This window comes from Pseudoxanthomonas sp. PXM01, assembly GCF_014851815.1.
GTDB lineage: Bacteria > Pseudomonadota > Gammaproteobacteria > Xanthomonadales > Xanthomonadaceae > Pseudoxanthomonas_A.
The window spans coordinates 882,862-899,302 of sequence record NZ_JACVAJ010000001.1 but is presented as its reverse complement, the minus strand read 5'-3'; the positions used below and the strand labels follow the sequence as shown (position 1 = coordinate 899,302).

At 67.9% G+C, this 16,441-nt stretch carries 11 protein-coding genes; 4 read left to right on the top strand and 7 right to left on the bottom strand.

Annotated elements, in window-relative coordinates:
* Positions 1-53: 53 nt before the first annotated feature.
* Complete coding sequence (locus IB230_RS04100; protein ID WP_192268989.1) at positions 54-1,316, top strand: MFS transporter; 1,263 nt, start codon at positions 54-56, stop codon at positions 1,314-1,316.
* A 58-nt stretch (positions 1,317-1,374) separates the two neighbouring features.
* Here the strand turns inward: IB230_RS04100 and IB230_RS04095 are convergent, their stop codons facing one another.
* Together IB230_RS04095 and IB230_RS04090 are read right to left on the bottom strand one after the other, a co-directional pair.
* The gene (locus tag IB230_RS04095) at positions 1,375-2,268 is read right to left on the bottom strand and encodes an SGNH/GDSL hydrolase family protein (RefSeq protein ID WP_192268987.1); all 894 of its coding nucleotides are present in this window, start codon (positions 2,266-2,268) and stop codon (positions 1,375-1,377) included.
* Positions 2,269-2,303: 35 nt separating this feature from the next.
* A complete protein-coding gene (locus IB230_RS04090) occupies positions 2,304-2,651 on the bottom strand; it encodes a hypothetical protein (protein WP_192268985.1) in 348 nt (115 codons plus the stop codon).
* A 287-nt stretch (positions 2,652-2,938) separates the two neighbouring features.
* Here IB230_RS04090 and IB230_RS04085 point away from each other — a divergent pair, with 287 nt between their 5' ends.
* The gene (locus IB230_RS04085; RefSeq protein ID WP_192268983.1) at positions 2,939-4,081 is read left to right on the top strand and encodes an epimerase; all 1,143 of its coding nucleotides are present in this window, start codon (positions 2,939-2,941) and stop codon (positions 4,079-4,081) included.
* A gap of 13 nt (positions 4,082-4,094) precedes the next feature.
* On the opposite strand, the gene IB230_RS04080 is transcribed toward IB230_RS04085, so the two are convergent.
* The 4 genes from IB230_RS04080 to IB230_RS04065 all read right to left on the bottom strand — a co-directional run bounded on the left by IB230_RS04080 (position 4,095) and on the right by IB230_RS04065 (position 10,058).
* Positions 4,095-5,114 (bottom strand): hypothetical protein, encoded by a 1,020-nt coding sequence (locus tag IB230_RS04080; protein ID WP_192268981.1) that lies wholly within the window; start codon positions 5,112-5,114, stop codon positions 4,095-4,097.
* 75 nt (positions 5,115-5,189) lie between these two features.
* The gene (locus IB230_RS04075) at positions 5,190-6,674 is read right to left on the bottom strand and encodes a DUF1501 domain-containing protein (RefSeq protein ID WP_192268979.1); all 1,485 of its coding nucleotides are present in this window, start codon (positions 6,672-6,674) and stop codon (positions 5,190-5,192) included.
* Positions 6,675-6,681: 7 nt separating this feature from the next.
* The gene (locus IB230_RS04070) at positions 6,682-8,556 is read right to left on the bottom strand and encodes a DUF1800 domain-containing protein (protein WP_192268977.1); all 1,875 of its coding nucleotides are present in this window, start codon (positions 8,554-8,556) and stop codon (positions 6,682-6,684) included.
* A 98-nt stretch (positions 8,557-8,654) separates the two neighbouring features.
* On the bottom strand, positions 8,655-10,058 hold the full coding sequence (locus IB230_RS04065) for a GntP family permease (RefSeq protein ID WP_192268975.1): 1,404 nt from the start codon (positions 10,056-10,058) through the stop codon (positions 8,655-8,657).
* 171 nt (positions 10,059-10,229) lie between these two features.
* On the opposite strand from IB230_RS04065, the gene IB230_RS04060 reads away from it, so the two are divergent.
* A complete protein-coding gene (locus IB230_RS04060; RefSeq protein WP_192268973.1) occupies positions 10,230-12,449 on the top strand; it encodes a TonB-dependent receptor in 2,220 nt (739 codons plus the stop codon).
* A 63-nt stretch (positions 12,450-12,512) separates the two neighbouring features.
* On the opposite strand, the gene IB230_RS04055 is transcribed toward IB230_RS04060, so the two are convergent.
* Positions 12,513-12,854 (bottom strand): hypothetical protein, encoded by a 342-nt coding sequence (locus tag IB230_RS04055; protein WP_192268970.1) that lies wholly within the window; start codon positions 12,852-12,854, stop codon positions 12,513-12,515.
* Between the two features lie 208 nt (positions 12,855-13,062).
* Between IB230_RS04055 and IB230_RS04050 the strand changes: the two genes are divergently transcribed.
* Positions 13,063-16,404: a PAS-domain containing protein gene (locus IB230_RS04050; protein ID WP_192268968.1), complete on the top strand. Its 3,342-nt coding sequence runs from the start codon at positions 13,063-13,065 to the stop codon at positions 16,402-16,404.
* Positions 16,405-16,441: the final 37 nt, after the last annotated feature.

The following is a 16,441-nucleotide window of genomic DNA, read 5'->3' as shown; positions in this document are numbered from 1 at the left end:
CCGTCCCCGGCGGTGCGACGTCCTGTCGCACGCCATCGCCGATAATGACGGCCATGGATCCAACGAAGACACTCCCCACCGCGCCGGCCGCGCTCTGGTCCGGTCGTGGCCTGGTGCTGCTGGGCATCGTGCTGTCGGCCTTCAACCTGCGCACCGCAGTGACCTCACTGACACCGCTGCTTGGCACGCTGGGCGATACGTTCGGTTTCGGTGCCACCATGACCGGGGTGTTCGGCATGCTGCCGACCGCCGCGTTCGCGCTGTTCGGCGCGGCCACGCCGGCGCTGGCGCACCGCATCGGCCTGGAGCGGACGGCGCTGCTGGCGATGCTGCTGGCGCTGCTCGGCCTGCTGCTGCGCAGTGCGGCCGGCGACACGCCGGCATTGATGGCGGCCTCGCTGACCGCGCTGGCCGGCATGGGCATCGGCAACATCGTGCTGCCGCCGTTGGTGAAGCGCTACTTCGCCGACCGCGTCGGCACGGTCAGCACGCTGTACATCACCGTGCTGCAGGCCGGCACCATTTTGCCGGCGCTGGTCGCGGTGCCGGTGATGGACGCGGCCGGCTGGCGAGTTTCGCTGGGCCTGTGGGCGGTGTTCGCCGCCGCTGCAGCCGTGCCGTGGTGCCTGCTGCTCTGGCAGGAGCGGGCACACAGAAGCCCGCTGGCACGCGTACATGACGCGGCGGTGACCGTCGATGACGAAGCGCCCGAACTGGCGGCACCGCGTCCGACCGGCCGCGCCTGGCGCTCGCCGGTGGCCTGGGGCATGGCGCTGATGTTCGGCATGACCTCGCTGGTGACGTATTCGATGTTCACCTGGCTGCCGAAACTGCTGGTCGAAGCCGGTGGTACGCCTGCGCTGGGCGGCACGATGGTCGCGCTGTTCTCGGCACTGGGACTGGTGGCGTCGCTGACCATGCCACAGATCGCCGTGCGCATGCGCAATCCCTTCATCGTGGTGGTGGTTTGCGCAGGCTTCTATGCGGCGGCATTCGCCGGCCTGCTGTTGGCGCCGATGGCGGCACCGTGGTTGTGGGTGGCTCTGTTGGGCCTGGGCCCCAGCACGTTTCCGCTGTCGCTCACCATGATCAACCTGCGCACGCGCACGCCCGAGGGTTCGGCCTCGCTGTCCGGCTTCATGCAGGGCGTGGGTTACTCGCTGTCCTGCGCCGGCCCGCTGACCTTCGGCCTGCTGCACGACTACACGCATGGCTGGGGACTGCCGATGGCGTTCCTCGGCGCGTGCATCGTGGTGCTGGTGATCGGTGGTTACCTGGCGTGTCGGCCGCGGTATCTGGAAGATACCTGGCACTAGCGGATGCGGGATGGATGGAGCCGAAGGCGATACCCATCCTGCGAAACCATGTGGCGCATCACCCCAGCTTGATCTCCAGCTTCGCTCGCATTTGCTGGCGGAACTTCGTCGCCAGCGCGGCGAAACCCGCGCCTGTCGGATGCATCTCATCGAACCACTGATTGCTGCTGGTCAGCACGCCACGCAGGTCGACGAAGTCGAACACCTTGCCGGTGCTGCGGTCGTCGCGCAGCGGGATCAGCACGTGGTCGACGAAGCCGTCGATCATCAAGCGGGCGAACTCGCGCTGCTGTTCGATGCGCGGCAGCACGTGCGCAATGTTGTTGCCGATCCACGGGCCTACGCCCTTTTTCAGCAACGCGGCAGCACCCAGGTTGCCCAGCGTCAGCTGCGCGGCGCGGCCGAGTTCGCGCGGGTAGTCGTAGGTATGGGCCAGGATCGGCGTGTGCGGGCGGATCGCCTGGAAGGCGGTGATGAAGGCGCGGTAGCGCTCCCGCACTTCGTCGTAGCGCCCGGTGGCCACGACGCGCCGGAAGGCGGCGGCCGGGGTCATCGGTGCCGCGCCGCGGAAGGTCGTCTGCAGGAAGCGGTCGACGAAATCATTGCCGCCGGCGCTGATCAGCACCAGGTCGAACTCGAAGCCGCGGTACCACGTGGACAGGTCGCGGATGCCGCGTGCGGTGAACATGTCGACGGCCAGGTCGCCGCTGTCTTCGGTGCGGAAGAACAGGCCGCCGGCGCCGAACAGCGGCACGCCTTTCTTCTCGTCTTCCGGTGCCGGGTACACCAGCCAGTCGAGCAGGTTCATCGACAGCGGCGTGGAGAACCACGAGTCGCCTTCGCAGAACACGATCGGCGTGGAGGCGAAGGCAGCAGGCTTGCGGGCGAGGGCGCGGTACAGCGTGCGGAACTCGCCGCGGCGGGTGGTCATCAACGACTGGGAAGCGGGCATCGCGTCACTCCATGGGTCAGGGGTCCCCGAAGGGTTCAACGCACGGGACGGGGGAGGGCGGCCGTGGCCACCGCCGCGGGTCCGATGAGGCGGCGCCGTCGTGCGCCGAGCCCGGTCCGATCCTGAGCCCTTCCTCTCACAAAATGGTTCGGCGTTGCATCCTTCTGATGGGCCGTTCCATCAAAAAGATCCGGTGTTGGATGTTTCTGATCGGTCGTTCCATCAGAAAGATCCGGCGGTGGATGTTTTTCATCGGTCGTTCCATCGAAAAGATCCAGCGATGGATGTTTTTGATCGGTCGTTGCACCAGAAAGATCCAGCGTTCGATGTTTTTGATCGGCCTTTCCATCGAAAAGATCGGGCGTTGGATGTTTCGGATCCATCATTCCGTCCGGGAGATCCAACGCTGGATGTTTTCGGCCCTCTTCCGTGCTCCAGCTGTGGGCGTGGGGTCCCCGAGGCCGTCATGGTCGCGCCAGGGCTTGGCGCCCTGGCCCCGCCCGCTGCGTCCTTGCATCCTCGCGTCGGACGCCTCGTGCACCGCCCTCCGGAACCTGTGCCCCGGCCGTCCATGTGGGCGCACAGGAAGTCACAACGACTTCCGGCAGGGGTAGTACGCCGATGGCAGTGCTATCTAGTCGCTTTCCTGACACCGCTGGGGAGCACCCGCATGACCACCCGTCGTGACCTGTTCAAGCTGGGCGCATTGGCCGCTGCCGCGGCCGCGTTGCCGTCGTTCGCGTCCGCTGCCAACGAGGCCAAGCCCGTCGGCAAGGCGGCCAAGCCGCTGAACATCCTGATCCTCGGCGGTACCGGCTTCACCGGGCCGTTCCAGGTGGACTACGCGCTGAAGCGCGGCCACAAGGTCACGCTGTTCAACCGCGGCAAGCGGCCTTCGCCCGAGTGGCCGTCCGAGGTCGAACAACTGCACGGCGACCGCAACACCGGCGATCTGTCCGCGCTGAAGGGGCGGAAGTGGGATGTCTGCATCGACAACCCCACCAGCCTGCCGTTCTGGGTGCGCGACGCCGGCAAGGTGCTGAAGGGCAATGTGGGCCACTACCTTTTCATCTCGACCATCTCGGTCTATGCCGATGGCAGCAAGCCCGGCATCAACGAGACCTCGGCGCTGGCGCAGTACAAGGGCAAGGATGCGATGGCGGAGACGCAGGAATCGCTGCGCGCCGACATCGGCGGTCTGTACGGCCCGCTGAAGGCGCTGAGCGAAGCCGAAGCGCACAAGCAGTTCGGCAAGAACGTCACCATCGTGCGCCCGGGCTACATCGTCGGCCCGCGCGACGAGACCGACCGCTTCACCTATTGGCCGCACCGGGTGGCGCAGGGTGGCGAGATCCTGGTGCCGGGCGAGGGCAGCGACCCCATCCAGATCATCGATGGCCGCGACCTGGGCGAATGGATGATCCGCCTGGCCGAAGCGAAGACCCTCGGTGTCTTCAACGCCTGCGGCCCGGACTACACGCTGTCGATGGACGCCATGCTGCACGGCTGCCAGGCCGTGACCGGCGGCGGCATGACGCTGACGCACGTGACGCCGAAGTTCCTGGAAGAACAGCAGGTCGGCCTGCCGATCTGGGTGCCGTCCAAGGACAGCGAATACGCCGGCTACGGCTCGGTCAGCAACCAGCGCGCGATCGCCGCCGGCCTGACGTTCCGTCCGCTGGCCACCACCGTGCAGGACCTGCTGGCGTGGTTCCGCAGCCTGCCGGCCGAGCGCCAGGCCAAGCTCAATGCAGGTATCACCCGCGAGAAGGAAGCGGAGTTGCTGAAGGCGTGGCACGCGCGAACGGGGTGAGGCCGCGCACCGGCTATGGGGATGCGCACTCCTGGCGCTCCACGTCGCGGGTGTATCCGAACATCGCACCCTGCACGTTCGCGAAGAGTGTCGGCTGCGCGCGCATGTGGTCCGCCGCCTGCGCCCGCGCGCGGGCCAGAGCGGGGGCGTCCAGATCCTGCTCCAGATTGCGCACGGTCTGCTCGATGAATGTCCGTGGCGTGGCGAAACGCTCGTCATCGCGCATCAGCGACTGCGCATACAGATAGAGCGCGAGAGCCTGCGACCGGTCGGGCGTCACCGCCTGCGCCAGCAGGTGGCGTTGGCCGGGTTGGGCGGGATTGTGGGCTGCGGCAAGTGCGAGGACCGTAGACAGGTCGCCTTCGGCGACCGCGCGCTTGGCGAAGGTCTCCGCTTCGCGCTGGTAGATGCGCAGATTGTCCAGGTTCTGCAGCATTTCGTTCATCCGGAATGCGTTGCCGACCGCATAGTGGCGCATCGCCACCACGTTGCCGCCGCTGGCCGCGGTGCGCCAGTACTGCAGGCGTTGGTTGGCACTGACCGCAGGGACGCCCTCGCAGTGCGCGCTTTCCTGCAGCATGCGTTCTGCGCCGGCCGCCATCGCCTGTTGCGTCTGGCGAACCGTCGCCTGCAGTTCGGGCGTCATCCTGGTGCCTTGCGGGAGGCGGACGTTCGTCGATTTCATGGCCTCCGAGAGGCTGGACAGCTGTGTCGCAATGCGGTCGCAGTACTCCATTTCGGCCGCGAGCCTGCAGGCGGCATCCGGCTCACCCGCATTCGCGCGCGCACGCAGGTCGGGCAGCACGTCGCGCAACGGCAGTTGCAGGTCCGGTAACGGACGGTTGGGTGGTCGCGGCTTGCCCGCGGCGCGGTCGGGCGTCGCGGGGTTCGCTTGGGCCGTCGGCGCGGCACCGGCGGTATCCGAGGCGCGGGTCGCCGGGGAATGGGTGCGCCCGATCCACCATCCGAGGCCACCTACGGCGGCTACCAGCAACAAGACGAAGCACAGGTGGTACGAACGCGATACAGGCATCCTTGCGATCTCCCCGCATCCATGGCGAGCGCCTAGCTCACCACGACGATGCAGCCAGGGCAAGTCGCCTTCGAATCAGCGCTCGCGCCGCACCAGCATGCGGTCCACCGGGCCACGGCGCTGCCAGTCGGGCACCGCGCGCTCGGTGGGCGGTTCCGTGGGCGCCGTCGGTGACGATGCGTCCGGTACGACCAACGATGGGATCGAGGTGGCGGTGACCGCCGTGTCGTCTGCCTTCGGTGCCAGGTCGGTGCCCTGCATGATGCCCAGCGGGGCATAGCCGGTGTAGCCGGGGAAGACCTGACTGAGGTTGGCGTTGCCCATGCGGCGGATCAGGATCTCCGACATGACGCGGCGATAGTCGGTGGTCACCGGCACGTCGCCGAAGGTCGGCGACAGGATTTCCGGATTCAGGCCCGGCCAGCTGCCGTAGAAGCGGCGACCGTTCACCGGCCCGCCCAGCACCAGCATAGGGTTGCCGTAGCCGTGGTCGGTGCCGCCGTTGGCGTTGGCGCGCACGCGGCGGCCGAACTCCGACTGCACCACCACCGTCACCCGCGCCATCTCGCCGGTGCCGTTGAGCTCGGCATAGAACGCGGACAGTGCCTGCGAGAGTTCGGCGATCTTGTTCTGGTAGTAGTGGTAACCGCTGCCGGCCGTGCCCTGGCCCTCGTGGGTATCCCAGCCACCGAGATCCAGCGTGGCGTAACGCAGGCCCAGGTTGAAGCGGATGGTCTGCGCGATGGTCCACAGCTGCTGCGCGAAGCCGTTGTTGGGCCAGGTCGCCGGCAGGCTGGCGTAACCCTGCTGGCCGATCAGGCGCAGCGCGCCGTCGGCACGGCGACCGCTGGTTTCCAGGCCGGTCTGGCCATTCCACAGCGAGGCCACGGTTTCGTTGACGCCACGCAGGCCGGCAGGCGAATCGGTGCGCGTGCGCTGCCAGCTCCAGGCCGTGGTGTTGAGCGAGAAGTCGGACGGACTGCTCATCGTCATCGCGTCGATCGCGCCCATCAGGCCCGCCGGCTGCGTGCCGCCCACGCCCAGCGCGGGCAGGGTGCCGGTACCGTTGGGACGCGTTTCCCACGCGCGCGTCATCCAGCCGGTCGGCGAGCCGTATTTGCCCGGCGTCCCCAGGTCGATGTAGAGCTGCGCGTCGAAGTGGCTGCGCGTCACCGTCGTCGCCATGCCGCAGGCGTGCACGATGGCCATCCTGCCGTCGTTCCACAGGTCGCGCAGGCCATTGGCCGAAGGGTGCAGGCCGAAGCCGGTACCGGTGCCGGCGGACAGCGTCAGCGGCAACGCGCCGTACGCACCGCTGGTGTCGATCTTCAGGCTGGGGCGCGCTTCCTCGTAGAAGCCGCGGTCCACGCCGTCGATCGGCACCACCAGGTTCAGGCCATCGATGCCGCCGCGCAGGAACAGGTGCACCACGGTGTCGTAGCTGTTGACGGCGGCGTCGACGGGATCGGCGAACATCAGGCTGCTGCCGGCGGTGCCGACGATGGCGGCTGCGCCGCAGCCTTTGACGAATTCGCGTCGGGTGAGTCGGAAGTCGGTCATCGGGGCCTCAGCGGCTCATGAATTCGGGGGTCATCAGGATCAGCGCCACCACGCTGCGCAGGCGCTCGTGGTTGTAGTGCCGCTTCAGGTCGCTGCCCTGCCACGTATTGGTGTCGGTGATGACGTAGGTGTTCGGGTCGCCGTTCTGCGCCAGGAACGCGACCAGCGCCTGCTTGCGTGCGGCCTCGGGCTGGTAGCCCAGCAGGCGTGTGCACCACCACGTCACCAGCGTGTTCGCGGTCCAGGTGGCGACGGGGACGTTGGCGCGCGTGGTGTCGACGATCGGGTGCAGGGGGACGTCGCCGTCCTTGCTCTCGGTCAGCCAGCCCAGCAGGCGCCAGCTCATCGCGAACGAGTTGGAACCGGACCACGCCAGCCCGCTGTCGGGATAGCCGTTCGGCGCCGGCCAGTTGTATGGCGTGTGGCCGGTGAAGCCGTACAGCCACATGAAGTCGCCGCTGCGGCCGTGATCCAGGCGGATCGTCCAGTCGCCGCCGAGCGTGCGCATCGCGGCGACGGCGGTATCGAACGGACGGCGGTTCTTCTGGCCGAAGCTGTTGATGAAGTCGTCGGAATTCAGGATGTGCCGCAGCACCAGTTCGATCTGGTTCGGCGCGCGCCAGTTGGCGCGGAAGATCGCCGCCGCGCTGTCGATCAGCGCCTGCCTGGGCGTATCGCTGATGAAGCGGCGGATCAGTTTCTTGCAGATGAACTTGGCCACGCGCGGATGGCTGGCCAGGCGGTCCAGCACGTCGCGGCCGTCCTTCAGCGCGGGCTGTTCCGGATAGATCAGCATGCCGAGCAGGAACTTGGGACCGGCGTCGTGCCACGACTGCCGGTAGACGAAGGTGCCGTCGTTCTCGGCGGGGAACTGCCAATGTCCGTTCTTCGCCGACCAGCCGGTGAACGCGGCCGAGGTCTCGTACACGTCGATGTCGGTGTAGCCGATCGGGTAGGCCGGGTCCTCGGGGCAGGGCGGGACCTGGAACGGGTCCATGAAGCCCAGGTAGTTCTCGGCGCCGAAAGTGTGCAGCTCCAGCAGCTCGCGGGCGAAGTTCTCGTTCGGGCCCGAGCGGGAATTGTTGAGGTTGTCCAGGTAGTACAGCATCGCCGTGCTCTGGGCCACGGCTTCCAGCATCACGCGGAAGTTGCCCTTGGCATTGGCGCGGATCACGTCGCGGTCGTAGTGGCCGAACACCGGGCCGGCGTTGAAGTCGTTGCCCAGCACGTTGAAGTGGTCGTGCCAGAAGTTGACCAGCACTTCGCGCAGTTGGCGGCGCGAGTACACCGCGCGCACGAACGCAGCGCGCTGGATTTCGTTGGCGGGCCGGATGCGGATGCTGTACTCCGGATTCGTCACCACGTGGTCCGCCCAGAGCTGCGTCAGCGACTTGTTCAGCGTGGTGTAGCCGCCCGCGGTCAAACGGTTGGTCACCGCGCTGTCGTCGATCGCGTCCCAGTTGAGCTGCCAGTCCACGTAGTTCGCCAGTCGCTGGCGGTCGCTGCTGCCCAGTGCATTGAACTCGGCGACGGTGGCGGCGGTGGCGCCGTAGCTGAGGTTGTTCAGCGCCTGCACCGCGAACGGCGGACGCGCCATCGTCAGCAGGCTGGGATTCGACTGCCCCATCATCACGCGGCCACCGCTTGGTGCGGCGGCCACGGCTTCCGGTGCGGGGGTGGTGTCCTTGGGGGTGGCGCGTTCGCCGCCCTTCCAGCCGTAGAGGCGGTTCAGTCGCTGGCGGACCTGGGTATCGAGGCTGGGCGGGGCCGGCTGCGGTTTTGCCTGGACACGGGCGTCCAGGCGGGCACGCGTGCCGACGGTCTTGCGCCGCCATGGGCCGCGCGCGAAGAGCCGACGCCACGGGACGGTGTAGTACGCCATGCGGATTTCCCTGACTTCCCCGGAATGCGGGAAGTATTGTGCAAGCGCGGTGCCCCGTTTGGGACCGCGCGCACAGGCCGGTCACGCCATGCGGCGCGTCAGACCCAACCTGTGGCGTAGAACACGCCAATCACGACGAAGACGGCGGCCGTCTTGATCAGCGTGATGGCGAAAATGTCCTTGTAGGACTGCCGGTGGCTGAGGCCGGTCACCGCCAGCAGCGTGATGACCGCCCCGTTATGGGGCAGGGTATCCATGCCGCCGGACGCCATCGAGGCCACCCTGTGCAGCACGTCCATCGGGATGCCGGCGGCGTTCGCACTGGCGATGAAGCTGTCGGCCATCGCCGCCAGCGCGATGCTCATGCCGCCGGAGGCCGAGCCGGTGATGCCGGCCAGGGCGGTGACCGAGATCGCTTCGTTGACCAGCGGATTCGGAATGGCCTGCAACGCATTCGCGACGATGAGGAAGCCGGGCAGGGCGGCGATCACCGCGCCGAAGCCGTACTCCGAGGCGGTGTTCATCGACGCCAGCAGCGCGCCGCCAATGGCGCTCTTCGTGCCCTCGGCGAAGCTGGCGAACACCGGCTTCCACGCGAACACGATGACCGAGGCGATGCCGACCAGCAGCGCGCCCTGCACGGCCCAGATGGCGGCGACCTTGGAGACGTCCTGCACGACGGGCGCGGGATTGCCGATGACCGCCGGCACGAACGACTGGCTCTCGCCGTAGAAGCCGGGAATCCAGCGGGTGAACAGGAAATTGGCCACGCCGACCAGCAGCAGCGGCAGGATCGCCACCAGCGGGTGCGCGAGCCTGTCGCCCTTGAAGGGTTCGGGTTCGTTGCGCAGTTCGTCGCTGCCGGCATAGCCCTCGCCGTTGCGCGCGGCGACGCGGCGGCGCCACTCCAGGTAGCTCATGCCCACGATCAGGATGAACACGCCGCCGAGCGTGCCCAGCACCGGCGCGGCCCAGCCGTTGGTGCCGAAGAACGAACTCGGAATGATGTTCTGGATCTGCGGCGTGCCCGGCAGCGCGTCCATGGTGAAGGTGAAGGCGCCCAGCGCGATCGTGCCGGGCACCAGCCGCTTGGGGATGTTGCTCTGGCGGAACAGCTCGGCCGCGAACGGGTACACCGCGAACACGACCACGAACAGCGACACGCCGCCATAGGTCAGCAGTGCGCACACCAGCACGATGGACAGCATCGCGCGCTGCGCACCGACCACTTTGATGGTGCCGGCGACGATGGCCTTCGAGAAGCCGGAGATCTCGATCAGCTTGCCGAACACCGCGCCCAGCAGGAACACCGGGAAATACAGCTTCAGGAAGCCGACCATCTTGTCCATGAACAGGCCGGTGAACATCGGCGCCACCAGCGAGGGATCGGTCAGTAGCACCGCGCCCAGCGCCGCGATGGGCGCGAACAGGATGACGCTGTAGCCGCGGTAGGCCACGAACATCAGGAAGCACAGCGCGGCCAGCACGATCAGGAACGACATCACCACTCCTCGGCCACCGCCGATTGCAAGTGCGGCGAGTATCCGCAGCGCCACGCCGGCCGGCCCACTGTACGAAGGTACGATGCCGCCCGCGCCGCCCGCCCCCTAGTGTTCGCTTCAATCGGCGGCATCCGTCCGCCGCCATGTCATACCCGGGAGGAGGGGAGACCCATGAAGCGCAAGCACCTGAGCCTGGCCATCGGCTGTGTCCTGTTGTCGTCCATGCCGCTGGCGTGGGCGCAGGACGCCGCGCCGGCCACCGCGTCGCCAGCCACCAACGCCACCACGCTCGATTCGGTCAAGGTGACCGCACGCAAGCGCGAGGAAACCCTGCAGGACGTGCCCGTGGCGGTCACCGCCTTCACCGCGGAAACGCTGGACAAGCTGGCCATCGAGGATATCGGCGACCTCGATGCGCAGGTGCCCAACCTGACCATCTACGCCGCGCGCGGCTCCACCAGCACCGTGACCGCCTACATCCGCGGCGTCGGCCAGGCCGATCCGCTGTGGGGCGTGGATCCGGGCGTGGGCATCTACCTGGACGACGTCTACATCGCCCGTCCGCAGGGCGCGCTCCTGGACGTGTTCGACGTGGAGCGCATCGAAGTGCTGCGCGGCCCGCAGGGCACGCTGTACGGCAAGAACACCATCGGCGGCGCGATCAAGTACATCTCGCGTGGCCTGCCGCAGGAAACCACGGGTTTCGCCTCGGTCACCGTGGGCAACTACAACCAGCTGGACGTGAAGGCCGCGCTGGGCGGCGAGATCGGCGGCAAGGACAGCGGCCTGCGCGGCCGCGTGTCGGTGGCCAGCATGAACCGCGACGGCTTCGGCACCAACACCTATACCGGCCAGGAAGTCAGCGACAAGGAAATCAACGCGGTGCGCATGCAGCTGGGTGCGTACTCGCAGGACGATTTCGATGTGCAGGTCGCGTTCGACTACATGGACGACCAGTCCGGCGTGCGCGGCGCGAAGATGCTCGCCCCGAACCCGCTGGCGCCGGCGTATCCGCCCACCGACGACCGCTACGACATCCGCAGCGGCATGAAGAACATCAACGACACCGAGATGAAGGGTGCCTCGATCACCGCCAACTGGCGGCCGAGCGAGAACTGGGCGCTCAAGTACGTGGCCGCCAAGCGCGAGTCCGACACCGAGACCAACATCGACTTCGACACGATTCCTTCGCCGCTGGTCGACGTGCGCGCGTTCTACAGCGACAGCCAGGTCAGCCAGGAATTCCAGGTCAATTACGACGGCGGCGGTCGCGCCCGCGGCGTGATGGGCCTGTACTGGTTCAACGGCGACGCCGGCGGCCAGGTGCTGAACTACTTCTGGAACCCGGCGCTGGCCACCAGCCTGACCAATCCGCTGTTCGGCGACACGCAGGGCGTGGTCAACACCAAGAGCATCGCGCTGTATGCGGACTGGACCTTCGACCTGACCGACCGCCTGAAGCTCGATGTCGGCGCGCGCTATACGGACGAAGACAAGCACGCGGTGGCGCTGAACCGCTTCTACACCAGCAACCAGTACGAAACGTCCTGGGGTGCGGCGGCGAACTTCGACAAGACCGTCAACTTCAAGAACGTCTCGCCGAAGGTCTCGCTGGACTACCAGATCACCCCCGACATCATGGTGTACGGTCTGGCGTCGCGTGGCTTCAAGTCCGGTGGCTACAACATCCGCGCCAACACGACGGCGGTGCCGCGCTCGGGCGAGCCCTTCGACGACGAGCAGGTCGACAGCTTCGAGATCGGCAGCAAGATGTCGTTCCTCGACCAGCGGATGTTCCTGAACCTGTCCGCGTTCCACAACAAGTACGAGGACATCCAGCTGTCGGTGTTCACCTCGTACACGCTACCGAACGGTTCGCAGAGCTTCTTCGGCGACTTCACCAACGCCGGCAAGGGCACGGTCAACGGCGTGGAGGTGGAGTACCAGTTCCTGCCGACCGCCAACTGGCTGATCAGCGGCAACCTGGCGTGGCTGGATGCGAAGTACGACGAGTTCATCAGCAGCGGCGTCAACATCGCCGACACGCAGTACTTCACCAATGCGCCAGAGTTCTCCGGGGCGCTGAACGTGGAATACCGCACCGACCTGGCCAACGGCGGCAACCTGTCGGCGCGTGTGGGCTACGCCTACCAGTCCGAAGTGTGGCCGACCACCGACCTGAGCCCGGTGATCAAGCAGGAAGGGTATGGCCTGATCAACGCCGGCGTGATCTGGAAGGTCAACGACGCGTGGAGCCTGTCGCTGCAGGGCACCAACCTGGCCGACGAGGAATACCGCACCACCGGCTACAACATCGCCGCCTACGGCGTGCTGACCGGCTTCTACGGTCCGCCGCGCCAGTACAGCCTGACCGCGCGCTACGACTTCTGAGTCGAGCGTCGCAACCGACGACGCGGTGGTGCATGCGCACCGCCGCGTCGGCGTTTCCGGGCGTCAGGGTTTGCGCGGACGCTCGGGTTTGCGCGGCGCCTTCACGTACTCCTCGGTGAGCAGGCCGGCCACGCCGGTGGTCGGCGGCGGCGTGTCCTTGCCGGTCCGGGCGACGGAGCACTCCTGCTTGTCCTGGGTCAGATTGGGGCAGCTGACGCACTGTTTGCCGTCGGTGTTGTTGACGCAGATCTCGTAGTCGTTGCCCTTGTTGGCGATGCTGCAGTCCGCGCCGCGGGAGACGCAGATCGCAAGGGCGGTACTGGTGCGCGTGGCCCAGGCGGGCGAGGACGCGGTAAGCATTGCGAAGGCAAGCGCGGTGGCGCGCAGGAACGTTCGGGTACGCATGGCAATCTCCTTGTTCGACCTTGTGTGGGCACCCCCTGTGGCCCGGCGATGACGGAGCGCCGCCACCCCCGGGACGGGGTGGCGCGGCGTCCGTCATGAGGGTCAACGGCCCGCCCGCAGCGCAACGGCCAGGCCATGCGCGCGGCGTGGGGATCGGCCGGCGTCGCGGTAGTATCGGGAGGGGGCGTAAGGGAGCGTTCGAGGCGGCATGCTGAGCATCGGTGTAGTAGTACTGGCGGCCCTGCTCTGGCTGGGCGTGCTGTTCGGATCCGCGCTCTACGCCGAGCGCCGCCCGCGCGTGCTGGCGGTGCAATGGCCGTACATCTACGCGCTGTCGCTGGCGGTGTACTGCACCTCGTGGACCTTCTTCGGCACGGTGACCCAGGCCGCACGCTACGGCTGGCCGCTGCCGCCGACCTTCGTCGGCACCATCCTGCTGTACGTGTTCGGCGCGTTCCTGCTGGTCCGGCTGGTGCGGATGGCGCGCGAGTCGAACGCCACCTCGTTGGCCGATCTGATCGCCACGCGGCTGGGCAAGGACGGCTGGCTGGCCGCAGCGGTGACGCTGGTCGCCGCACTCGGTCTGATTCCCTACATCGCGCTGCAGCTGAAGGCGGTGGCGATGAGCTTCGCGCTGCTGACGCGATCGCCTGGCAACGAAGCGCTGCCGGCCTGGCAGGACAGCGCGCTGTACGTGGCGCTGGCGATGGCGGTGTTCGCCATGCTGTTCGGCACGCGGCGCGCCAGTGCGGTGGAACACAACCGCGGGCTGATCCTGGCGATGGCGTTCGAGTCGCTGTTCAAGCTGGCGGCGATGCTGGCATTGGGCCTGTTCGTCTGGTTCGGACTGCCGGACCTGCCGTCGGTGCCTGCGGTGTCGGCGCCGGCGTCCACGACCTACGGTTTCCTGCCGCTGGTCGCGCTGGGTGTGCTGGCGATGTTCACGCTGCCGCATCAGGTGCACGTGGGCGTCGTCGAATGCCGCGACGAACGCCATGTACGCACCGCGCGCTGGCTGTTCCCGTTGTACATGGTGCTGATGGCTGCGCCGCTGCTGCCGCTGGCGCGTGCCGGCGGTGCGATGTTCGGCGATGCCGTGCCGTCCGATCTCTACGTGCTGGCGCTGCCGCTGTCGCAAGGCCACCAGGGGCTGGCGTTGCTGGCCTTCCTCGGCGGCCTGAGCGCGGCCACCGGCATGGTGGTGGTCAGCACGCTGACACTGAGCCTGATGATCGGCAACCACTGGCTGGCGCCTGGCCTGCTGCGCGGCGGCTGGCTGCGAGGCCGCGGTGGCGACCTGCGTGGCGCCGTGCTGATGCAACGCCGCGTCGGCATCGTCGCGGTGATGTTGCTGGCGTGGGCGTACAGCCGGCTGGTCGCAGGCAACGACGCGCTGGCCGACGTGGGGGCGGTGTCGTTCTCGGCACTGGCCACGCTGGCACCCGCACTGGGTTTCGCCATCTGGCGCCCGCAGACGCCGCCTCGGGCGGTGATCGCCGGCATCGTCGCCGGCTTCGCGGTGTGGGTCTGGCTGCTGTTGCTGCCGGTGACGATGGATGCGCGCGGCGTTGCGCCGGCGTGGCTGGCGCACGGTCCGTTCGGCATTGCCGGACTGGCACCCGATGGCTTCTTCGGATTGACCGGCTGGAGCCGGCTCGGCCGTGCTGTCGGCGTCAGCCTGTTCCTCGGCACCGCGGTGACGTTCGTGGTCATGGGCTGGCGCGGTTCGGCGCCGCGACGCGCCGACAGCCGCGGCTTCGACGCCAGGACGCTGCGGGATGCCGGGCGACGCTTCCTGCCGCGTGAGCGGGTGGAGGAGCTGCTGGTCGATGCGCCCCGCAGCGGTCCGGTACCGGCATTGATCGAGGCACGGCTCGAGCGCGAACTGGCCGCCGTGCTGGGCTCGGCGTCCGCACGGCTGCTGCTCGACGCTGCGCGCCGGGAGAGCGGCGACCTGGAAACGGTGGCCGCGATCGTCGGCGAGGCGTCGCAGGACCTGCGCTTCAACCAGCAGGTGCTGGAGGCCGCGCTGCAGAACATGAGCCAGGGCATCAGCGTGATCGACCGTGAACAACGGCTGGTGGCCTGGAACCGGCGCTATGCGCAGATGTTCGGGTTCCCGCCCGACGTGCTGCAGGTGGGCCGGCCGATCGCCGACCTGACCCGCTGGGCGCTGCAGCGCATGCCGCAGCGGGGCGACGACGAACGCGCACTGGAGCGGCGGCTGGCGTTCATGCGTGCCGGCACGCCGCACCTGACCGAGCGTGTGTTCCCGGACGGCAGCATCGTCGAGATCCGCGGCAATCCGATGCCGGGTGGCGGTTTCGTGGCCACGTACACCGACGTGACCGCGTCGCGCCAGGCCGAGCGGGCGCTGAAGCAGGCCAACGAAACGCTGGAACAGCGCGTCGCCGAGCGCACCACGTTGCTGGAAACCGCAAAGCGCGAGGCCGAACACGCGAACGATGCGAAGAGCCGTTTCCTGACCGCGATCGGCCATGACCTGCTGCAACCATTGCATGCGGCGCAGTTGTTCACCGATGCGCTATCGCAACAGCTGCCGGAAACGCACCAGCGCGAGACCGCGCTGCAGGTGCGCGGTGCGCTGGATTCCACCACCGACCTGCTGACCGGCCTGCTCGACATGTCGCGACTGGAGGCGGGCGGGCTGGTGCCGGAGCCGCGCGACCTTCCCCTGATGGAGGTGCTTGAGCCGCTGGCATCGGAGTTCCGCGTACTGGCGCATGAGCGCGGCCTGTCGTTCGACATCGTGCCGACACGCGCTTGGGTGCACACCGATCCGCAGCTGCTGCGCCGCATCCTGCAGAACTTTCTCGCCAACGCCGTGCGCTACACGGGGCGCGGCGGCGTGCTGCTGGGCGTGCGCCGGGTCGGTGCGAGGGTGCGCGTGGAGGTGTGGGACACCGGTCCGGGCATCGCCGAAGCGGACCAGCGGCGGATCTTCGAAGAGTTCCGGCGTGGTGACGATGTGCCGGGGCAGGGCCTGGGATTGGGGCTGTCGATCGCCGACCGCATCGCCGCCTTGCTGGCGGCACCGTTGTCGCTGCGCAGCCGAGTGGGGCGCGGTGCCGTCTTCGCGGTCGACCTGACGCGGGTCGCGACGCCCGCACCGGTACCGGCGATGGTCGGCAAGCCCGGACTCGCGGGTCGGCATGTGCTGGCTGTCGACAATGATCCGGTCGCGTTGTCCGCGTTGCGGCAGGTGCTGGAAGGGTGGGGCTGTCGTGTCGCGACGGCCGGCGATGGTGTAGCGGCGGATGCTGCGTTGCGTGGCCAGGCGGCGGACCTGTGGTTGTTCGATTACCACCTGGACGACGGCGACACGGGTGTCGTGCTGGCCGAACGGCTGCGCGCTTCGCACGGTTCGCGTCCCTGCCTGATCCTCACCGCCGACCAGACCGATGCGGTGCGTCGTGCGGTCCGCGACGCCGATCTGCCGCTGCTGGCCAAACCGGTGCGACCGCTGGCGCTGAAGTCGGTGCTCGACCGGTTGCTGGCGGCGCGGGTCTCCGGTGGGGGAGCGACGTAAGTCGCGATCCCGGGTGTGCCGGCGGGCGATCGCGACT